The sequence below is a fragment of the Nocardia anocheti genome (genome assembly GCF_029675105.1).
In the GTDB taxonomy this organism is placed as follows: Bacteria; Actinomycetota; Actinomycetes; order Mycobacteriales; family Mycobacteriaceae; genus Nocardia.
Map to the genome: position 1 here is coordinate 77,732 of NZ_JAQQFV010000005.1, position 19,384 is coordinate 97,115.

General features: G+C 70.3%; 22 protein-coding genes. 3 read left to right on the forward strand and 19 right to left on the reverse strand.

Annotated features, from left to right (window positions below):
• Nucleotides 1-44 precede the first annotated feature (44 nt).
• Nucleotides 45-713 carry a hypothetical protein gene (locus QC180_RS14330; protein ID WP_278263224.1) on the forward strand — a complete coding sequence of 223 codons (669 nt, stop codon included), beginning with the start codon at nucleotides 45-47 and terminating at the stop codon, nucleotides 711-713.
• A 101-nt stretch (nucleotides 714-814) separates the two neighbouring features.
• Here the strand turns inward: QC180_RS14330 and QC180_RS14335 are convergent, their stop codons facing one another.
• The 9 genes from QC180_RS14335 to sigE form a co-directional block, all read right to left on the reverse strand.
• Nucleotides 815-1,366, reverse strand: coding sequence for a DUF6640 family protein (locus tag QC180_RS14335; RefSeq protein WP_278263225.1), 552 nt, complete (start codon nucleotides 1,364-1,366; stop codon nucleotides 815-817).
• Nucleotides 1,363-1,926: a TetR/AcrR family transcriptional regulator gene (locus tag QC180_RS14340; RefSeq protein WP_278263226.1), complete on the reverse strand. Its 564-nt coding sequence runs from the start codon at nucleotides 1,924-1,926 to the stop codon at nucleotides 1,363-1,365. Before QC180_RS14340 ends, QC180_RS14335 begins: the two co-directional genes overlap by 4 nt.
• Nucleotides 1,927-2,019: 93 nt before the next feature.
• A complete protein-coding gene (locus QC180_RS14345; RefSeq protein WP_278263227.1) occupies nucleotides 2,020-3,090 on the reverse strand; it encodes an XdhC family protein in 1,071 nt (356 codons plus the stop codon).
• Nucleotides 3,091-3,180: 90 nt separating this feature from the next.
• Nucleotides 3,181-3,753: a hypothetical protein gene (locus tag QC180_RS14350; protein ID WP_278263228.1), complete on the reverse strand. Its 573-nt coding sequence runs from the start codon at nucleotides 3,751-3,753 to the stop codon at nucleotides 3,181-3,183.
• Between the two features lie 116 nt (nucleotides 3,754-3,869).
• A complete protein-coding gene (locus QC180_RS14355) occupies nucleotides 3,870-4,727 on the reverse strand; it encodes a hypothetical protein (protein ID WP_278263229.1) in 858 nt (285 codons plus the stop codon).
• 181 nt (nucleotides 4,728-4,908) lie between these two features.
• Nucleotides 4,909-5,328: a Sec-independent protein translocase protein TatB gene (gene tatB / locus QC180_RS14360; protein ID WP_278263230.1), complete on the reverse strand. Its 420-nt coding sequence runs from the start codon at nucleotides 5,326-5,328 to the stop codon at nucleotides 4,909-4,911.
• A gap of 33 nt (nucleotides 5,329-5,361) precedes the next feature.
• Complete coding sequence (locus QC180_RS14365; protein ID WP_278263231.1) at nucleotides 5,362-6,897, reverse strand: trypsin-like peptidase domain-containing protein; 1,536 nt, start codon at nucleotides 6,895-6,897, stop codon at nucleotides 5,362-5,364.
• Between the two features lie 11 nt (nucleotides 6,898-6,908).
• The gene (locus tag QC180_RS14370) at nucleotides 6,909-7,277 is read right to left on the reverse strand and encodes a hypothetical protein (protein ID WP_278263232.1); all 369 of its coding nucleotides are present in this window, start codon (nucleotides 7,275-7,277) and stop codon (nucleotides 6,909-6,911) included.
• Between the two features lie 74 nt (nucleotides 7,278-7,351).
• A complete protein-coding gene (gene sigE, locus QC180_RS14375; RefSeq protein ID WP_278263233.1) occupies nucleotides 7,352-8,005 on the reverse strand; it encodes an RNA polymerase sigma factor SigE in 654 nt (217 codons plus the stop codon).
• A gap of 269 nt (nucleotides 8,006-8,274) precedes the next feature.
• On the opposite strand from sigE, the gene QC180_RS14380 reads away from it, so the two are divergent.
• Nucleotides 8,275-8,907 carry an O-methyltransferase gene (locus QC180_RS14380; RefSeq protein ID WP_278263234.1) on the forward strand — a complete coding sequence of 211 codons (633 nt, stop codon included), beginning with the start codon at nucleotides 8,275-8,277 and terminating at the stop codon, nucleotides 8,905-8,907.
• A 24-nt stretch (nucleotides 8,908-8,931) separates the two neighbouring features.
• On the opposite strand, the gene glgC is transcribed toward QC180_RS14380, so the two are convergent.
• Nucleotides 8,932-10,149 (reverse strand): glucose-1-phosphate adenylyltransferase, encoded by a 1,218-nt coding sequence (glgC, locus tag QC180_RS14385; RefSeq protein WP_278263235.1) that lies wholly within the window; start codon nucleotides 10,147-10,149, stop codon nucleotides 8,932-8,934.
• A gap of 110 nt (nucleotides 10,150-10,259) precedes the next feature.
• Here glgC and glgA point away from each other — a divergent pair, with 110 nt between their 5' ends.
• Nucleotides 10,260-11,426 carry a glycogen synthase gene (gene glgA, locus QC180_RS14390; protein WP_278263653.1) on the forward strand — a complete coding sequence of 389 codons (1,167 nt, stop codon included), beginning with the start codon at nucleotides 10,260-10,262 and terminating at the stop codon, nucleotides 11,424-11,426.
• A 116-nt stretch (nucleotides 11,427-11,542) separates the two neighbouring features.
• Here glgA and QC180_RS14395 read toward each other — a convergent pair whose 3' ends face one another.
• The 9 genes from QC180_RS14395 to QC180_RS14435 all read right to left on the reverse strand — a co-directional run bounded on the left by QC180_RS14395 (nucleotide 11,543) and on the right by QC180_RS14435 (nucleotide 19,312).
• Complete coding sequence (locus QC180_RS14395; protein ID WP_347567328.1) at nucleotides 11,543-12,571, reverse strand: putative RNA methyltransferase; 1,029 nt, start codon at nucleotides 12,569-12,571, stop codon at nucleotides 11,543-11,545.
• Nucleotides 12,568-12,735, reverse strand: coding sequence for a DUF3117 domain-containing protein (locus QC180_RS14400; RefSeq protein ID WP_011211259.1), 168 nt, complete (start codon nucleotides 12,733-12,735; stop codon nucleotides 12,568-12,570). Before QC180_RS14400 ends, QC180_RS14395 begins: the two co-directional genes overlap by 4 nt.
• A 105-nt stretch (nucleotides 12,736-12,840) precedes the next feature.
• A complete protein-coding gene (locus QC180_RS14405) occupies nucleotides 12,841-13,473 on the reverse strand; it encodes a DNA-3-methyladenine glycosylase I (RefSeq protein WP_278263237.1) in 633 nt (210 codons plus the stop codon).
• Nucleotides 13,470-13,790, reverse strand: coding sequence for a DivIVA domain-containing protein (locus QC180_RS14410; RefSeq protein WP_278263238.1), 321 nt, complete (start codon nucleotides 13,788-13,790; stop codon nucleotides 13,470-13,472). Before QC180_RS14410 ends, QC180_RS14405 begins: the two co-directional genes overlap by 4 nt.
• Before the next feature lie 37 nt (nucleotides 13,791-13,827).
• Nucleotides 13,828-14,964 (reverse strand): Mrp/NBP35 family ATP-binding protein, encoded by a 1,137-nt coding sequence (locus tag QC180_RS14415; protein WP_278263239.1) that lies wholly within the window; start codon nucleotides 14,962-14,964, stop codon nucleotides 13,828-13,830.
• Nucleotides 14,965-14,994: 30 nt separating this feature from the next.
• Nucleotides 14,995-15,852, reverse strand: coding sequence for a lytic transglycosylase domain-containing protein (locus tag QC180_RS14420; protein ID WP_278263240.1), 858 nt, complete (start codon nucleotides 15,850-15,852; stop codon nucleotides 14,995-14,997).
• A 65-nt stretch (nucleotides 15,853-15,917) separates the two neighbouring features.
• Complete coding sequence (locus tag QC180_RS14425; RefSeq protein ID WP_278263241.1) at nucleotides 15,918-17,291, reverse strand: lytic transglycosylase domain-containing protein; 1,374 nt, start codon at nucleotides 17,289-17,291, stop codon at nucleotides 15,918-15,920.
• Nucleotides 17,292-17,433: 142 nt separating this feature from the next.
• Nucleotides 17,434-18,024, reverse strand: a complete 591-nt coding sequence (locus tag QC180_RS14430) for a DUF1003 domain-containing protein (RefSeq protein WP_278263242.1) — start codon at nucleotides 18,022-18,024, stop codon at nucleotides 17,434-17,436.
• Entirely contained in the window at nucleotides 18,017-19,312 is a 1,296-nt protein-coding gene (locus QC180_RS14435; protein WP_278263243.1) for a magnesium transporter MgtE N-terminal domain-containing protein, read from the reverse strand. Before QC180_RS14435 ends, QC180_RS14430 begins: the two co-directional genes overlap by 8 nt.
• Between the last annotated feature and the right edge of the window lie 72 nt (nucleotides 19,313-19,384).

The following is a 19,384-nucleotide window of genomic DNA, read 5'->3' on the forward strand; positions in this document are numbered from 1 at the left end:
ATGTCCCGCAGTTCAACTGAATCGAGCTGTGGGAGCGGGAATCGGTGTCGGCCATCGAGCAATACGGCAATGTCAGGTGTCGACACTGCGGGGCATCGCCCGCGCTGGACGTGGATCTCCTCGGGCACTGGGGGCTGCTGCTGTTCCGGGTCGAAACCACCGAGGTCGGCCCCTTCTGCCGCGACTGCGGACTGGCGACCTATCGCGAACTCACGGTCACCAGTTCGTGGTTCGGCTGGTGGGGCGTCCAGTCGCTGTTCTACAACGTGGGCGGTTTCGTGGCCAACGCCAGGACCCGCCGTCGTCTGGCCGCCCTCCCCGCGCCCGAAACCTCGTGGGGGCACACCCCCATGGACCCCGGCAAGCCCCTGTTCCGCCGGATCGGCGCGCTCGGACTGACCCTGCCGCTGTGGGTCGCGCTAGGCATCGTCGCGTCCTACTACGCCGCCGACCAGCTCGCGATCGAGGAATCCATGCAGCGGGTCACTTCGGGGCAGTGTGTCGGGCGGGTGGAGGTCGGCTGGTTCGGTGACGAGATCCGCATGCAGAAGGTCTCCTGCGCCGACTCGGCCGCCCTGGGCCGCGTGCTGCTGAAAGCCCTCGGCACCCCCGAGAACCCGCCCGGCGACGCGGCCTGTGCGGGCCTGCCGAGCACCCTGTTCACCCACACCGAACGCGGGTTCACGCTGTGCGTGGGGCCGGTCGGGATCTAGTCGGGCGATCGCTGGATCAGCGCGAGCTCAGACGCAGGCAGTTGCGGCACCTCGCCGACCGTACCGCACCGGTTCCGGCGGGCGCGGGGACGAGAAGTCTCTCACTCGTCTTCCAGCGAACGGACATCCGCCTCGGTCAGCGTCCCTCCGAGGGTGACGGTGGGTAGACCGGTACCCGTGCCGGGTGTCGGCTCGGAGCGTCGGTCGCCGCCGTTCGCGACGCGTCGGTTGAGCACGACGGCGACGCCCAGCAGGACGAGGAGGACCAGGGCCAGCAGGACCTGCGGGTGCAGCCCCAATGCCTGCGGGTTGTCGAATTCGGGGTCCTCGATGGCGGTGCCGGGGAACAGGAACGCGCCGAGCAAGCCCAGCCATGGGACGGTCAGGATCGCGCAGGCCGTGTCGATCCGGGCGCGCGAGACGCCGGGGCGCAGCAGCAGGATCAGTGCGAGGGCGCCGAGCAGGATCGACATCACGATGTACTGGGCGTCATGGAATTTCGCGTGCGGGGGCCAGGCCGCGTTGTGCAGGTGCTGGTCGGCGCTGGCCGGAATCAGGTAGTCGGCGAGCAGTGCGCCCACGGCGGTGATCACTGCGACCAGAACGACGAGAATACGTGCGGTGGAACGGGTGCGGGTGGGGGAGGTGCTCATGCGGGGCCTCGCAGGAAGTCGTCGATCACGTCGTCGACGTAATCGAGGTCGAAGGTCCGGTCTGCGAGGAGCCGCCGGAAGAACAGGGGACCGAAGAGCTGGTCCACGGCGCGGTCGACATCCAGCCCGGCCGGGAGCTCGCCGCGCGCGACGGCGTCGGTCAGTACGGTCCGCACCACCCGGGTGCCCGACTGGTAGAGCGCCTGCTTGATCCGCGCGAATTCCGGTTCGACAGCGGCTCTTTCGATCACTACGCGCATGGCCTGGTCGCTGCCGGGGTCGTGCAGCATGGCGCGGGTGCCCGCCAGTTCGCGACGCAGGTCGGTCCGGAGGTCGCCGGTCGGTTCGGACTGGGCCTGTGCGATGTGCCGGGTCAGGGTGGCGCGCACCAGATCGGTGGGTTCGGGCCAGAGCCGGTACAGGGTGGCCCTGCTGATGCCGCTGCGGGTGGCGACGGCGCCGTGGGTGAGCCCGGCGAAGCCCCGTTCGATCAGCAGTTCCCTCGCGGCGACCAGTGCGGTGTCGCGGCTGCGCACGGTGCGGGGATCAGGTAAACGCATCGGACCTCATTGTGAGACAGCGTGTTACGAACTTTCGAGACAAACTGTATCAAAGTTCGCGTGGAGGTGTCGATGGCCCGGGCGGCGGGACGCTCACCGGGGTGGATGGATGGGGCCGTCGAGGTCGGTGAGGGGGCGGGCTGAGGCGTGGGTGCGGGTGGCGAGGATTTCGGCGAGGATGGAGATGGCGGTTTCCTCGGGGGTGTGGGCGGCCAGGTCCAGGCCGAGGGGGCTGTGGACGCGGGCGATATCGGCGGGGGCGCAGCCGGATTCGCGCAGGCGGGCGGTGCGGTCGGCGTGGGCGCGGCGGGAGCCGAGGGCGCCCAGGAAGGCCAGGGGGAGGGGCAGGGCCGCGGCGAGCAGGGGGACGTCGAATTTCGGGTCGTGGGTGAGCACGCAGACGACGGTGCGGTGGTCGAGGCGGCCCGCGCGGTGTTCGGCCGCGAGATAGCGGTGCGGCCAGTCGACGACCACCTCGTGCGCGCCGGGGAAACGGGCCGGGGTGGTGAAGGTTTCGCGGGCGTCCACCACGGTGACGTGATAGCCGAGCTGGGCCGCGGCGGTGGCGAGCGCGCGGGTGTAGTCGTCGGCACCCGCCAGGATCATCCGCGCTGGCGTGTGGAAGACCTGCACGAAGGCGCGCGGACGGGCGGCGGTATCGGCACAGTCGCGGGCGCCGATGAGTCCGTGGTGACCGGCCGCGAGCAGGGCGGCGGCGTCCTGATCCAGCCCACGCCACGGCTCGTGTCGGTCGGGGCGCAGGAGTCTGCGGTCGGGGGTGCTCTCCAGCGTGGTGGCCAAGGCGACCGGATGATGGGCGGTGAGCGCGTCGTGGAGTTCGCGGAGCAGAGGCAGAGCGGTGTGGTCGAGACGTTCGACGAAGACCTCGATCTCGCCACCACAGGGCAGTCCGGCCGTGAATTCGTCGGCCGCGGCGAAGCGTTCGGTGCAGGCGTTGCCCTCGCGCAGGACCTGTTCGGCGGTGTGGACGACGGCGGCCTCGACGCAGCCGCTCGACAGCGAGCCCAACACCCGTCCGTCGCCGGTCACCGCCATGGCGGCACCGGTCTCGCGTGGTCCGGCATCGGTCCGGTCGACGATCCTGGCCAGGGCCACCGGCTGTTCGCCGAGCAGATCGAGTACCGGTCCGAGTAGCTCGCGCATCGCCCACCGGCCTCTCCGCAGTCGCATTGTGACTGCGCTGACCAGCCTAGCTATCGCCGAGCACGCGTGCGCGCCGAGCGCGCGGGAGTGTCAGTCGAGGATTTCGCGGCGCTGCAGCCCGGCCGGGACCGTGCCCGCGTGGAAGAAGTCCCGGAAGACCTCCGTCGCGTGGTCGGCCGTGAACACCTCTTCCGGGTAGACGTAGGTGTCCTCGTCACCGTGCGGCAGGTACACCGTGGGCAGGCCGAGGCGGCTGCCGACGGCACCGAGGGTGTAGCGGCGGGTGACGTGGTCGATGGTGGTGCGCAGCTGCAGCGTCATCGCGCCCGCCGAGCCCGCGCAGTGCAGCGCGAGATCGCCACGCGCCGCGCTCACCGTCGCGGTGACGTCGGTGGCGGGCATCGGTTCGGGGAGCAGGCTCAGTTCGAGCGCGTAGCGCTGGTGGCCGTCCATCCGGCGTAGCGGGCGCAGGAAGCTGTCGACATCCTCGTGCGGGCCGATGAAGACCTTCAATCGGTCGCTGTAGGTGACGCGGTGCGTGGCGACGATGACCTCGTCGGCCAGTGGCGTGGCGTCGAACGGGGGGACGGGGCGTGGATCCGGGGTGCCTGCCGCGCGGACGGGCAGGACCCGGCATGCGCTGGCCTCGGGAGACGAGAACATGTGAAGCTCACCTACTCACACTCGGTTACTCGCTAGCAATCTAACCATCGTGGACGACATGTGATCCATAACAATACCGTGATGCAGATCACAAAGCATGGTTAGTTTAATTCCAGCTATGGATGAACCCGGGTCGTAGCCAACCTGGGGTCGGTTTCGTGGCGATAGACCGGGGTGAGCAGGTCCGCGTCTACCGGTTCTCCTGTCGTGCGGTCATACCGAACCGCGATCAACACCGAGAACAGCTGGGTGCTCGCGCGTTCGTGCAGGGTCGCGAGGCGGGTCGCCAGCAATCGGATCGCACCCAGCGAGCCGGGCGGGTGCAGGCCGTCGATGAGCATGATGCTGCCGCGCCGGTCGGGGCGGGGGAGCCGGGCGAGGTAGGCGATGTCGTGCGGTTCGGTGCCGCCGGGCCGGTAGACGCGGCGCGCGGCCCGGTCCTCGATGCCGCGGCGGGTGTCGCCCGCGCGGGTGACGGTGCGGCGCAGGCGCGGATCGGCGACCACCAGCTGACGCAGGCTCGGCGAGAGTTCCGGGCCGCCGAGGATCACCAGACCGTCGCGATTGAGATCGATCGGGCGACCGGGCAGGAAGGTCTCCACCGTCGCCACGAAACCGAGCTGGCGCAGCAGCTCGGCCAGGCGTTGCGGGGCGGCCGGATCGGGCGCGCCCAGTAGCCTGCCCGCGCGGACCTCCGGCGCGAGTACGGTCAGCGCGCCGTGCCCGAAGAACAGGCCCTCGGGCACCGGACCCTGGGTGCTCACCTGATGGATTCGGGCGCGCGACAGGCCCGCCGCGGCGCCGATCCGGGCGAAAGTCCAGCCTTCGGCATGGAGTTCGCGGATCACGGCGCGCCTGATCCTGGTGAGTTCGTTGATGGTCTGCTGGGCAGCCGCCACCCCGTCGGTGGCCGCTTTGAGTCTCTCGACCTTGTCCTCGATCGCGAAGACTCTTGCCACGTCATCGGCCGACATGTGCGAAGTCTAGACAGCTCGACAGCATTCCGTGTCTATATCGGTTGACATCCAACTGTCCTGTGCGACAACGAGAATTCACGCCGTATTGTCGGCAATCACAAGGATGCGAGGTCGGCGCGGCCACGGGCCGATCGCGCGATCCTGTGGCAAATGCCGACCGTGCGGTGTGTTCTTCGGATCAGGTGGCGTCGAAGTCGATCGGCGGACGCTCGTTGTGTGTCAGCGGCTTCTGCGTCGGCGGGGTGGGCCCGGCGCCGGGCATGCCGCTGCTGGTCCCGAACAGCTGCTGCTTGTCGGGCACCGCGCTCTCCAGATCACGCAGGACCGAGTCGTCCCCGCCCAGCAGATGCTTGGTGACCGCGGCGCGCGGGCTCATCGACCGCAACTCGTTGAGCTCGGCCAACGGCTTGCGCAGCTCGTCGAACTCCGGTCCCAGCTCCTGCTTGAGCTGGCTGGTGGCCCCGCTGGCGTAGTCGCGCACCTGACGCAGCGAGCGGGTGGTCCAGCGCACGGCGCCGGGCAGGCGCTCCGGGCCGAGGATCACGAGGGCGGCGACGAGCAGGATCATCATCTCGCTCCACCCGATGTTGCTGAACACGGATCCAGGTTACCCGGCGCGCGACGCCGCTGGTCAGTCGGATTCCAGCGTGACCGAGACGTCCACCTGCCTGCCGTCGCGGATCAACTGCACGTTCACCTTGTCGCCGATCTTGTGCTGCTGCACGGCCACGACCAGCTCGTCGGGATTGGTGACCTCACGGTCGCCGATCTTCACGATCACATCGCCCTCGACGATGCCCGCCTTGGCCGCGGGCCCGTCCGGCACGACATCGGCGACGGCGGCACCGCTCATCACCTCGTTGGCGACGGTCTTGGTGCGCGCGCTCAGCCCGATCACCGGATGGTGCATCTGGCCGTCGTTGATCAGCGTCTGGGCCACGCTGCGCATCACGTCGACCGGGATGGCGAAGCCCAGGCCCACCGAGCCGCCGGTCTCGCTGCGGATGGCGGTGTTGATGCCCACCACGCGGCCCTGCATGTCGACCAGGGCGCCACCGGAGTTACCGGGGTTGATGGCGGCGTCGGTCTGCACGGCGTCGATGACGGCGTCGGTGTCGCTGCCCTCGCCCTGCAGTTTCACCGGGCGGTGCAGGGCGCTGACGATGCCGGAGGTGACGGTCTTGCTCAGGCCCAGCGGCGAGCCGATGGCCAGCACGTCGTCGCCGACCTGCACGTCGGCGGATTTGCCGAGATTGGCCACGGTGAGGTTCTTGGCCTCGACCTTGAGCACGGCCAGGTCGGTCTTGGGGTCGCGGCCCACGATCTGGGCGGGCACCCGGGTGCCGTCGGAGAACTGCACCTGGATGGCGGCGCGCTCGGACTTGTCGGTCGCGGCCATCGAGATGACGTGGTTGTTGGTGACGACATAGCCCTTGCCGTCGATCACCACCCCCGAGCCGGTGGCGCCGTTGTCGCCGACGGTGACGCGGATGGAGACCACCGAGGGCAGCACCGCGTTGGCGACCGCGGCGATGCGGCTGTGCGGCTCCTCGGTGCCCCCGGTCTGGTCCAGGGTGACCTCGCGGGAGGTGAGCGTGGAGGCGGTCTCGGCGGTGATCCGCCCGACCAGCCCGCCCACCACGGCGATACCGAGCGCCAGGGCGGCCAGCACCGCGAGGGCCTTGGGCGCGACGGTGGAACCGAACAGCACCTCGCGGGCGGTCAATTTGGGGGCGTCCGGCGGGCGCAGGGTGGGCGCGGCGGCCACGGCGGGAGCGCCGAGGCGGGCTCCGGCGGCCGGGTCACGCCAGGGATCGACCGGTCCGGCGACGGCGGGCTTGTCCTCGGCGGCACCGGGCTCGCGCTGCAGCAGCTCGTTCGAGCCCTCGGGCCGGGCGAAGGCCTCGGCCAGCACCCCGTCGGGCGGGCGCTGGGTGACGAGCTGATCGGCGTCGGCGGGCCGATCGGTGGGACGGGACTCGTGCGGGGCGAACGAGCCGGACTGTCCGTTCGGACGGCGGAACGCGCGCGCGGTATGGCTGTCGATGTGCGGCCGGTACACCGGGCGCGGACCGAGGTTCGGCGCGTCCGCGGGACGCAGGTTCCCCCGTTCGGCCCCCGATTCCGCGTGCTCGGTCGATCCGGAATTCGTCGATTCGCCTGTCACGTGTCGAGACTCTACTTGCGCCGCCAGGTTGTCCACCGGGTCGCGGTGAAGGAATCGGTGATGAATCCGAGAAACGCCTCGTTACGGCGCGGCGGCTGGGCCTGTGTGCCGGGCAGTTCGGCCAGCGGGATGCGGGTCAGGCTGTCGTGCAGGCTGCGCGGCACGGCCACCTCGGCGGCCCGGCGCAGCGCGATGCGGGCCTGCTGCTGGGCGTCGACCTCGGCCGCGCACTCGGGGCAGACCGAAAGATGCTGGGCGGCGCGCAGATAGGCGTTCATGCGCAACTCGCCGTCGACATAGGCCGCGACCGCTTCGCTGGCCAGGTGCTCGGTGGGCTGGAAGCGCGGCGATCGACCCGCCGCTCCGGGGTCCACACTCATGCGGAGTTCATCCTTCCGACCGACATCGACCGACAAGCCGGGGACACCTGACCCGGCGTCACCCAGCGTAGGCGTCAGCGGAGTACCGCTGCTGTAGTTCCATTATGCGCAAGGTGCTCGCGCAGTGCCTGCCGCCCACGGTGGATCCGGCTGCGCACGGTGCCCAGCTTCACGCCGAGTGTCGCGCCGATCTCCTCGTAGGACAGACCCTCGATGTCACACAGCACCACCGCGGCGCGGAACTCCGGCGCCAACGCGTCGAGCGCTTTCTGCAGGTCGGGGTCGAGGCGGGAGTCGTGGTAGGCGTCCTCGGGGGTGGGGCCCTCGGCGGGCACCCGGTCGTAGTCCTCGGGTAAGGCTTCCATCCGGATGCGGTTGCGGCGGCGGACCATGTCCAGGAACAGGTTGGTGGTGATGCGGTGCAACCAGCCCTCGAAGGTGCCCGGCTGGTAGTTCTGCAGCGAGCGGAAGACCCGGATGAAGGTCTCCTGGGTGAGGTCCTCGGCGTCCTGGGCATCGCCCGAGAGGCGGTAGGCCAGGCGGTAGACCCGATCGGCGTGTTCGCGGACGAGTTCGTCCCAGGAGGGCATGACGGTGCGGTCACCGGTGGCGTCGAAGGCCGCGGTGCCGGTGAGTTCGGCATCGAGCGCGTCACCCTCGAGGGCGACGAGGTCGGCGGGGAGAGTGTGGTCGGGCAGTGGGGCGTTGCGACGCGCCGTGTCTACCATCGGGATGGGACACCTCCTACTCGGGACCGCTGGCACGAAACCGGCCGGTCCGGGTCAGCGAACCTTGCTCTCGGTATCAACCCGCAGCGGTGTGGGGTTGTTCCCGTCTCGTGCCCGCCGCGATCGGCTGGCCTTGCGTAGGGCAACTATTTCCTGTCGCGATATGGGACAGGTGTGGGGATCCTGAGCGTGGCCTGAGAATCGACATTTCGCCGCACCCGCGCCTTCGCTGAATACACAGACCCCTCCTGTGACATAGCCTCTTAGCTGTGGCATCGAACGTGGAGCGGAACCTGGCGTATGTGGAGGAGTCCGTCGTCGAGGACGAGGTCCTCCTCGACGCGCGCGAGCGGGCCACCGAACTGGGCGCCGCACCCGTGCCCGCCTCGGTCGGCGCGGTGCTGAGCATGTACGCGCAGATGCTGGGCGCCCGCGCGGTCGTCGAGGTGGGCACCGGCGCGGGAATCAGCGGGTTATGGCTGCTCGACGGCATGCGTGAGGACGGCACCCTCACCACCATCGACTCCGAACCCGAGCATCAGCGCGCCGCCAAGGAGGCCTTCCGCACCGCCGACATCCCGCCCGCGCGCACCCGGCTGATCAACGGCCGCGCCCTCGACGTGCTGCCCCGGCTGGCCGACGGCGCCTACGACCTGGTCTTCGTCGACGCCGCGCCGATGGAACACCTGCACTACGTGGAGCAGGGCGTGCGACTACTGCGCGAGGGCGGGGCGATCATCCTGCACAACGCCCTGCTCGGCGGGCGTGTCCCCGATCCCGAACAGCGCGACCCGGCCACCACGGCGGTGCGTGCCGCCACCCGCGCCATCGCCGAGAATCCCGATCTGACCAGCGTCCTCATCCCGATCGGTGACGGTCTGCTCTGCGCCTCGCGGTGTTGAACGCGCGGCGTCAGCCGCCGTGTATCAACCGACCCAGATGCCCTTGCCGACGGTGACCACCCCGCCGTTGCTCACCGCGAAGCGTTCGCGGTCGCGGTCCAGGTCGACGCCGATGATCTCGCCCTCGCCGACCACCACGTTCTTGTCCAGGATGGCGTGGCGCACCACCGCGCCGCGCCCGATCCGCACGCCGGGCATGAGCACGCTGCCCTCCACGGTGGCGCCGTCGTCGATCATCACGTTCGAGCTGAGCACCGAGTTGCGCACGGTCGCGGCCGACAGGATCGAGCCCGAGCCCACGATCGACTCCTGGGCCAGCCCGCCCTGGGCGAACTTGGCCGGGGGCAGGTTCTCGGCGGCGCCGCGGATGGGCCAATGCTTGTTGTAGAGGTTGAAGACCGGGTGCACCGAGACCAGGTCCATGTGCGCCTCGTAGAAGGCGTCGATGGTGCCGACGTCGCGCCAGTAGCCCCGGTCGCGTTCGGTGGCGCCGGGCACCTCGTTGTCGGCGAAGTCGTAGACGGCGGCCTGACCGGCGGCCACCAGGGACGGGATGATGTCGCCGCCCATGTCGTGGTCGGAGTCGGAGTTCTCCGCGTCGGCGCGGATGGCGTCGACCAGCACGCGGGTGGTGAACACGTAGTTGCCCATCGACGCGAAGGTCACGTTCGGGTCGTCGGGCGTGCCGGGCGGGTGCGCGGGTTTCTCCAGGAACTGGGTGATCCGGCCGGACTCGTCGGAGTCGATACAGCCGAAGGCGCTGGCCTCGCTGCGCGGCACCCGGATACCGGCGACGGTGACGCCCGCGCCGGAGGCGATATGGCTGGCGACCATCTGTTCCGGGTCCATCCGGTACACGTGGTCGGCGCCGAAGACCACGATGTAGTCGGGGTCCTCGTCATAGATCAGGTTGAGCGACTGCATGATCGCGTCGGCGCTGCCGGTGTACCAGCGCGGGCCGAGCCGCTGCTGGGCGGGCACCGGGGTGATGTACTCGCCGGTGAACCCGGACAGCCGCCAGGTCTGGGAGATGTGGCGGTCGAGCGAGTGCGACTTGTACTGGGTGAGCACGCACAGGCGCAGATAACCCGCGTTGACCAGATTGCTGAGCACGAAATCGATCAGTCGGTAGGCGCCACCGAACGGAACCGCGGGCTTGGCGCGGTCTGCCGTGAGCGGAAACAGTCGTTTGCCCTCGCCACCGGCGAGCACGATCCCGAGTACGTGCGGCTGGCTCCTCACCCTGCTCAAAGTACAGGTCCGCGCAGGCGTCGGTGGCTCATGTCGACCCGACGGTCTAATTTGGACCGGTGAGTTCTGGCACCGACAGCGACGAGGAGCGGGCGGACGCGCTGCGCGTCGCCGTGCTGACCCGGGAATACCCGCCGGAGGTGTACGGCGGGGCGGGCGTGCACGTCACCGAACTCACCGCGCGGCTGCGCGCGTTGTGCGCGGTGACCGTGCACTGCATGGGCGCGCCGCGACCCGGTGCCGTGGTGCACCGACCCGATCCCGAACTCTCCGCCGCCAATGCCGCGCTGCAGATGATGTCGGCCCAATTGCGCATGGCCGACGCGGCGGGCGGTGTCGAGGTGGTCCACTCGCACACCTGGTACGCGGGCCTGGCCGGGCACCTGGCGGCCGCGCTCTACGACATCCCGCACGTGCTCACCGCGCATTCGCTCGAACCGCGCAGGCCGTGGAAGGCCGAGCAGCTCGGTGGCGGCTACCGGTTGTCGTCGTGGTCGGAACGCACCGCGATGGAGAACGCCGACGCGATCATCGCCGTCAGCGCGGGCATGCGCCACGACGTGCTCGACGCCTATCCGGCCATCGACCCCGCCCGAGTGCACGTGGTGCACAACGGGATCGACGCGACCGTCTGGCATCCCGGCCCGCCCGCGCCGGGGGAGACGCCGGTGCTGGAACGCCTCGGGGTCCGTCCCGATCTGCCGATCGTGTCGTTCGTCGGGCGGATCACCCGGCAGAAGGGCGTCGGCCACCTGCTCGCCGCCGCCCACGACTTCGACCCCGACATCCAGCTGGTGCTGTGCGCGGGCGCGGCCGACACCCCCGAGCTCGAGCAGGAGGTCGCCACGGCGGTCGACGAGCTACACCGCCGCCGCGGCAAGGTGTTCTGGGTGCAGGAGATGCTGCCCACCGAGCAGGTGCGCCAGATCCTGGCCGCCTCGGCGGTCTTCGTGTGCCCGTCGGTCTACGAGCCGCTCGGCATCGTGAACCTGGAGGCGATGGCGTGTGCCACGGCGGTGGTGGCCTCCGATGTCGGCGGGATTCCCGAGGTGGTCGCCGACGGGGTCACCGGCACGCTGGTGCACTACGCCGCCGACGAGCCGGAGGTCTACGAACGGGCGCTGGCCATGGCGGTGAACGCGGTCGCGAGCGATCCGGCGCTGGCCCGGCGCTACGGCGAGGCAGGGCGGGCGCGGGCCATCGCGGAATTCGACTGGGCCAAGATCGCCGAGGACACCGTGGCGGTGTATCGCAGCGTGCTGCGCTGAGGTGCTGGGGGCACCGGGCGGTCCCAGGCGACGCTCGGGGCGCGTGGTGGCGTGGGGTCGGGACTGCCGCCCGCGTGATGGAGTCCGCGGTGCGCGTGGCCCACGTGGGCGATGCGTCAGCCGTTCGGCGAGTAGACCGAGACCGTCACCGAGGCGGTGACTTCGGTGGTGTCCGGGAGCGCGGCGATGCGGGGGTCGTCGGTCGGGGTGCCGTGGAAGGCCGACGGGCCCATGGCGACCACGTTCGTGACATCGGCGCGGGTGAGTTTCATCGGAAACTCGATCAGGGTGTGCTCGATGCGGGTGAAGGTGGCCGACAGCGACTCGGCCAGGCGGCGGTCCTTGTCGGGGTCGACGCGGACCATGCCGAGTGGGCCGATCAGTTCGCCGAGATGCCGGTCGGTGGGGGTGACGACCACGAAGCGTCCGCCGGGGGCCAGGACGCGCGCGATCTCGCCGGGGTTACGTGGCGCGAAGATCGAGAGCACGCCGGTGAGGGCGTGGTCGCGGACCGGCAGGCCGCGCCAGGCATCGGCCAGGATCGAGGCCGTGCGCGGGTGCGCGCGAGCGGCCCGGCGCGCCGCCGGTTTGGACACGTCCAGTGCGATGCCGACGGCGCCGGGCCGGGCATCGAGGACCGCGGCCAGGTAGAAACCGGTGCCTGCGCCGATCTCGAGCACCGCGCCGTCGGCCGGGGAGAGCCCATGAGCGCCGTCCACGTTGTCGGCCATCGCCGCGACCGGTGAGGTCGCGGTGCCCGTGGAGGCGGCAGTGTCGTCGAGCGCGGTGACGGCCGCGGCCGCGTGGGCTTCGGATGCCGCATCGACCCTGGGTGCCGGGGCCGTGGCGGGATCGGCGCTGTCACGGGGTATACGGGTCGGCGAACCGATGCTCAGGGCGTGAGCGACGGCCACGGCGATGGGGGTGAAGTGCCCGGCGCCCTGGAAGGCCGCGCGGGCATCGAGCATGGCGGCGGTGTCGCCGGTCATCTTCGTCGACGCCCCGGTCAGCAGCCCGACATAACCCTGGCGGGCGATGTCGAAGCTGTGCCCGGTCGCGCAACGCAGCGCGGTGTCGCGCTGATGCAGTGCGGCGCCGCACTCCGGGCAGGCCAGGAGTGCGGCGACCGTGTCGAGCGCTGTCAGCTGGTGACGCTCTTCAGTTCGTCACCGAGTGCCGCAGCCTCGTCCGGCGTGAGTTCGACGACCAGACGCCCGCCACCCTCGAGTGGAACCCGCATGACGATTCCACGACCTTCCTTGGTTGCCTCGAGGGGACCGTCCCCGGTACGGGGCTTCATGGCCGCCATCCTCTGCTCCCTCCAGATCTGCGCGGTCTGTCTGCGCACTGTTTCTCGTCTGCCGGTTGTCGCCAACCAGCGGGCTCGCCGGGTGTTCGGCGGGCCACACCGGTCCTATTCTTCCCTATTGCCCGCGCGGGCGGACACCTGAGTAGGAAATGTGACTCTCGAGTCGGTTCCGTCCGGCGTGGGGCGTACCCAGCAAACTTCCAGGTGGTCGTCCACCATCCCGGTCGCCTGCATCAGGGCGTACGCCGTCGTCGGGCCGACGAAAGCGAAGCCCCGGCGCTTCAATTCCTTTGCCAGAGCAACGGATTCGGGTGTGGTCGCGGGCACATCCGCGAGGGTGGCCGGTCGCGGGCGTGGCGCGGGTGCGAAGGACCACACCAGCTCGTCCAGGCTCACCGGCAGGTCGCGAGCAACCCGGGCATTGGTGATGGCCGCGTCGATCTTGGCGCGATTGCGCACGATGCCCGCGTCGGCGAGCAGTCGCGCGCGGTCGTCGTCACCGAACTCGGCCACCTTCGCGATCTCGAACCCGGCGAAGGCGGCGCGGAAGGCGGGCCGCTTGCGCAGGATGGTGATCCAGGCCAGGCCCGACTGGAACGCCTCGAGGCACAGGCGCTCGAAGAGGGCGTCGTCGCCGTGCAGGGGCACGCCCCATTCGGTGTCGTGGTAGTCGCGGTAGAGCTGGGAGCCGATCGACCAGCCGCAGCGGACCAGTCCGTCGTCGGCGAGCTCGCTCACGGGCGTTCCTGGCTCGCCATGACCTGCGCCTGCCAGTGCCGCGCCTGGGCCAGCTCGAGCTCCAGTTCATCGATGCGCTCGGCCAGCCTCCCCAGCGCCCAGTCGACCTCCCCGGCCTTGTAACCGCGCACCACCTGCTGAAACCGCAGCGCCCGCACATCGGCCCCGGTGACGCCCTGCGCGGGCAGCACGGTGGCCGTGGTCCCCTCGGGCAGCGGCCCGAGCTCCTCGGACCGCCCGAACACCGCACTCGCGACCAGGAACAGCATCGCCGCCACCAACCCGACGATGAGCACGTATAGAAGCAGCGTCAGCATGGGTCCAGCCTAGGCACCCCCACCGACAACCCCCGAATCAGAGATGGCGGGTGGTGTCGATGCCCAGGGACATGCCCGCCAGGCCGCGCTTGCGGACGGCGAGCTTGTCGGCCACGCCGCGCAGGGCGACGGCGGCCGGGTTCTCCGGGTCGCCGAGCACGATCGGGGTGCCCGCGTCGCCGCCCTCGCGCAGGGACTGCTCGATCGGGATCTGGCCCAGCAGCGGCACCGTCGAGCCGACCGCGCGGGTGAGGCGGTCGGCGACCACCTGGCCGCCGCCGGAGCCGTAGAGCTCCATCCGCGAGCCGTCGGGCAGGTCCAGCCACGACATGTTCTCCACCACGCCCGCGATGCGCTGACGGGTCTGCAGCGCGATGGCGCCCGCGCGTTCGGCCACCTCGGCGGCGGCGATCTGCGGGGTGGTGACCACCAGGATCTCGGCGTTGGGGATCAGCTGGGCGATGGAGATGGCGACGTCGCCGGTGCCGGGGGGCAGGTCCAGCAGCAGCACGTCCAGGTCGCCCCAGAACACGTCGGCCAGGAACTGCTGCAGCGCGCGGTGCAGCATCGGACCGCGCCACACCACCGGCGTGTTGCCCGTGGTGAACTGCGCGATCGAGATCATCTTCACGTTGTGCGCGACCGGCGGCAGGATCATCCGCTCGACCTGGGTGGGTTTGGCGTCGGAGCCGAGCATGCGCGGGATGGAGTGGCCGTAGATGTCGGCGTCGAGCACACCCACCGACAGTCCGCGCTCGGCCAGCGCGACGGCGAGGTTGGCGGTGACGCTGGACTTGCCCACGCCACCCTTGCCGGAGGCAACCGCGTAGACGCGGGTCAGCGAGCCCGGCTGGGCGAAGGGGATCACCGGCTCGGCCGAATCGCCACGCAGCGACTTGCGCAGTTCGGTGCGCTGCTCGTCGCTCATCACATCGAGATCCACCGTCACCGCGCCCGCACCGGGCACATCCGCCACGGCCTTGGTGACACGCTGGACGATCTCGGTCCGCAACGGGCAACCGGACGTGGTCAGATACACCTCGACGTGCACATCACCGCTGTCGGCGATGGCGATGGACTTCACCATGCCCAATTCGGTGATCGGCTTGCGGATCTCCGGATCGTCGACCTTCGCGAGCGCCGCCCGCACATCCGCTTCCGTAATCACTGCCATGAAACCGAGTTTATGCTGGCTCGCCTCGGGTCAGATTCGGGGGAGGTCCTGGGGGCGGGGGGCGAGGCCGCTGGAGTAGGAGCCGGACCAGGCCATGACGTTGGCTACGTAGGCCATGGAGTTGTTGTAGCGGAGGATGGCCTTGGACTGCTGGGACAGGTCGCGCATGTTCAGGCCGCCGTCGCAGAGGTAGCGGCCCGCGGTGAGGGCGGCGTCGAAGAGGTTCTGCGGGTCGGCGATGCCGTCGGCGTTGCCGTCGGCGGCGTAGCGCTGCCAGGTCTCGGGCAGGAACTGCATGGGGCCGATGGCGCGGTCGTAGCCGCCGAGGCCGTCGAGTGCGCCGCCGTCGCTGTCGTGGATGACATTGTTGCCGTAGAGGCTGCCGTCGAGGACCGGGCCGTAGACCGCCTTGATCGGGTTGCCCTGCGCGTCGGCCTTGCCGTAGGCGTGGGTGGACTCGACCCGGCCGATACCGGCCAGCAGCGACCAGTTCATGCCGCAGTGCGGATTCTCCACGGCCAGTTGCTGTTCGGCGCTCTGGTAGGCGGCGACCGCGATACCGGGAATGCCGAGCGGACCGGCGGGCAGATCGGAGGCGGGCCGATCGTCGGGTAGCGCAACGGTTTTCACCACCGGCGCGGCCGAGGCCGACTGCTTGGCCTCCAGGTGCGCCACCTCGGCGATGTCGGCCTGGGGTGCCGCGACCAACTCGGCCGCGCCCTCCTGGTCGATCTCGGGAAGATCGTGTTCGACCGCTGCGCTGGCCGCGCTGGTCACGTCGGTCGCGGCGGCGGTGACGGCCACGAGTCCGGCGGGGACCAATCCGGTCAGTGCGATGAGCGAGCTCCGGCGAACGGTGGTGGCTGGCTGTTTCCGATGACGGCCCATGCCAAGAGATTACCGCACCCGAGACCTTTTTGTTACCCCTCTGTGATCTGGAATCCGGTTTGATTTCAGGGCAGCGCGGGCGGGGCGGGCAGCGGGATGACGATGTTGAACGGCAACGTGATCGCGGGCTGCGGCGCGGGCGCCACCGGGGCGGGCTCGGGCTCGGGCGCGGCCTCCTCGGTGGGGGCGACACCCGGTTCCGGCGTCTTCTCCGGCGCGGCGGGAGCGGGGGCCGGAGTCTGCGCGGGCGCGGCCTCGGCGGGCGTGCACTTGGCCGCGTCGGTGGGCGCGGGCTCCAGCTCCGCGGGCTTGGCGGGGTCCTTGGGCGCCGCGGCACCGTAGGTCTGTTCCACGGGCTGCTGGACGGGCTGTTCGGCGGGCGCCAGCGGATCGGGCATCTTCGCGGGCTGCGGTTCGCTGACACAGGTTTCGGGCACCACGGGCGCGGGACAGAAGATGCCGCACGGGATCGGCGGCAGACCGGGCAGGGTGATCATCACCTGGGTCGGCGTGGCGGTCTTCGGCGTGTTGGGCGGCAACTGGTTGGCCGTCGAGGGCGGGGCCGCGGTGGTGGGGGAGTCGGTGGAGGCGGCCAGTACGTTCGGCGAGACCAGCGGGGCGCTGCCCGGCGGCACGATCTCCGGGGAGATCGCGACCTGGCTCGGCGCGCCACCGTTGCGATAGGCGGCCGACCAGCTCAGCACATTGGCCGCGTAGGACATGGAGTTGTTGTAGCGCAGCACCGCCCGCAGTTCCTGGGACGCCTCGCGCAGGTTCAGCCCGCCCGAGCACAGGTACTTGCCCGCGCCGAGCGCCGCGTCGAAGACATTGTGCGGATCGGCCACGCCGTCGCCGTTGCCGTCGGCGGCGTAGTGCGCCCAGGTGCTCGGCAGGAACTGCATCGGACCCACGGCGCGCACGAAGCCGCCGTCGGCCTCCTTGATGACCTCGTTGCCCGGCAGCGTGCCGTCCAGCGCCGGACCGAAGATGGGGGTGGTCGTGGTGCCCGCGGCGTCGGTGCTGCCGCTGCTGGCGTGCCCGGACTCGATCCGGCCGATCCCGGCGAGCAGGTTCCAGGTGAGTCCGCAACCGGGCTCGGCGGTCTCCATGGCCAGCTCGGCATTGCGGTAGGCGGCCAGCACGATCTCCGGGATGCCGAGGGCGCCGCTGCCGGTGGGCAGCGAAATGCTCTGCAGGGGAACGGTTCCGGCGAAAGGTGCCGCGCTGTTGGCCGACGGGCTCAGGGCGCGCAGCTTGCGCGGGGCCTCCTGCGAGACCGGCAGCAGGCCGACGACCTCCGAGAGTGGGGCGTCGCCCTGGTCGGTGCTGCTGGCGTTCGCGGCCAGCAATGCCTCCGGGGCCTGCGGCGCGGTACTGGGATTCGTGGAGTGCGCGGCCGATCCGGAGGCGACGAGCCCCGCGACGACCAGGGCCGACATCGTGATCGGAGTAGAGATTCGCATTGGCGACACACCAGCCCTTTACGTCGAAGCAGCGGCACCGCAGAGTCCCCCCTCCGGCCCGCCCGGAACAACGTGATCCAGGTTACCTACCGGTCAGGAAGTTGTTGAGCATTTCCGGTCACGCGTCTGGAGCGCCTGGCGAAATCGGGGCGGAAGAGGGCGTTTGACCGGAGGTTTTCTTGCGGACGGCTTTTCGCTTTTTCTCCGTCGTCGGCGCGCCGTCGGGCGTGGTGACCGCGTCGATGCGGTCGAGCACCTCTTTGATCTCCTCGAGTTCGCGGCGCAGGTAGTCACGGGTGGCCACATCGCCGACGGCCAGGCGCAGCGAGGCCAGCTCACGGGCCAGGAACTCGGTGTCGGCCTTGGTCTGGGCGGCGCGGGTGCGGTCCTCCTCCAGGGCGACCTTGTCGCGGTTGTCCTGGCGGTTCTGCGCCAGCAGGATCAGCGGCGCGGCGTAGGCGGCCTGGGTGGAGAAGGCCAGGTTGAGCAGGATGAACGGGTACGGGTCCCAGCGCAGCGACACCGCGAACACATTGAGCACGATCCACACCACGACGATGACGGTCTGGATCGCCAGGTAGCGGCCGGTGCCGAGGAAGCGGGCCACCTTCTCGCTGGCGCTGGCGAACGCGTCGGAGTCCCAGTCGAAGCGCAGCCGCGAGCCGACCGGCGTCTCCAGGCGCTGCCGGGCTGGGCTCTTCTCACTCACTGCGGATCTCCTCCTCGGTGTGCGCCAGTGGCGGCTCTTCCTCGCGCCAGTCCTCGGGCAGCAGATGATCGAGCACGTCGTCGACGGTGACCGCGCCGAGCAGATGGTTCTCCGCGTCGACCACCGGCCCGCACACCAGGTTGTAGGTGGCGAAGTAGCGGGTCACCGCGGCCAGCGGCAGCTCGGCCGACAGCGGCGACAGATCGGCGTCGACGATCCCGCCGACCAGATGCGCGGGCGGTTCCCGCAGCAGCTGCTGGATGTGCACGCAGCCCAGATAGCGACCGGTGGGCGTGGCCGTGGGCGGCCGCACGACGAAGGCCATGGAGGCCAGCGCCGGAGTCAGGTCGGGATCGCGGACCCGCGCGAGCGCCTCGGCGACGGTGGTGGACGGACTCAGCACCACCGGTTTGGTCGTCATCAGACCGCCCGCGGTGTCGGGGGAGTGGGCGAGCAGGCGGCGCACCGGCTCGGATTCCTCCGGGTCCATCAGCGCGAGCAGCGATTCGGCCTCGCTCTCGGGCAGCTCGCCCAGCAGGTCGGCGGCGTCGTCGGGGTCCATGGCCTCGAGCACATCGGCGGCGCGGTGCACCTCGAGGTGGCCGAGCAGGTCGACCTGGTCGTCGTCGGGCAGCTCCTGGACCACGTCGGCGAGGCGTTCGTCGTCGAGCGCGATGGCCACCTCCACGCGCCGCTTCTCCGGCAGCTCGCGCAGTCGGTGCGCGACATCGGCCGGGCGCAGGCCCTCGAACTGTGACAGCAGCGTGGTGACATCCTGGCCCGGCCTGCCGACCACCGCGGGCGTCAGCCCGACGACCTGCGACCAGTCGACCACGTGCACGGTGCGGCGTCGCCCGATCCGCCGGTGCCCGCGCACCGCGACCCGCCCGATCACCCAGTCGCGGGTGCGGGTCTGCTCGATACCGAGGTCGGCGACGAAGACCGCCACCCCGTCCAGGTCGGGCAGGCCAGGATCGTCGACGCGGACCTGCGAGTCCACGATCTGCGCCAGCGCCAGCATCTCGCCCGGTCGCTGCGCGAATCGGCGCAGGCTGACGGTGCCGGTATTGAGCGTCACCATGCCGGGTTCGATCGCGGTGACCCGCAGCATCGGCACGAAAATCCGCCGCCGGGTGACCAATTCGACCACCAGCCCGTGCACCCGCGGTTGCTGGCGGCCGTAGCGGACGGCCACGACCACATCGCGGACCCGGCCGATAGACTCCCCGTCCGGACCCAGCACCGTCAGGCCAGCGAGCCGGGCGACGTACACCCTGGTGGTTGCCATGATCATCAGGCTAGGCGGTCCGCTACGGCCGGTCACCACACGCCACGGCCGGTGTGACGAACAACAGGAGGC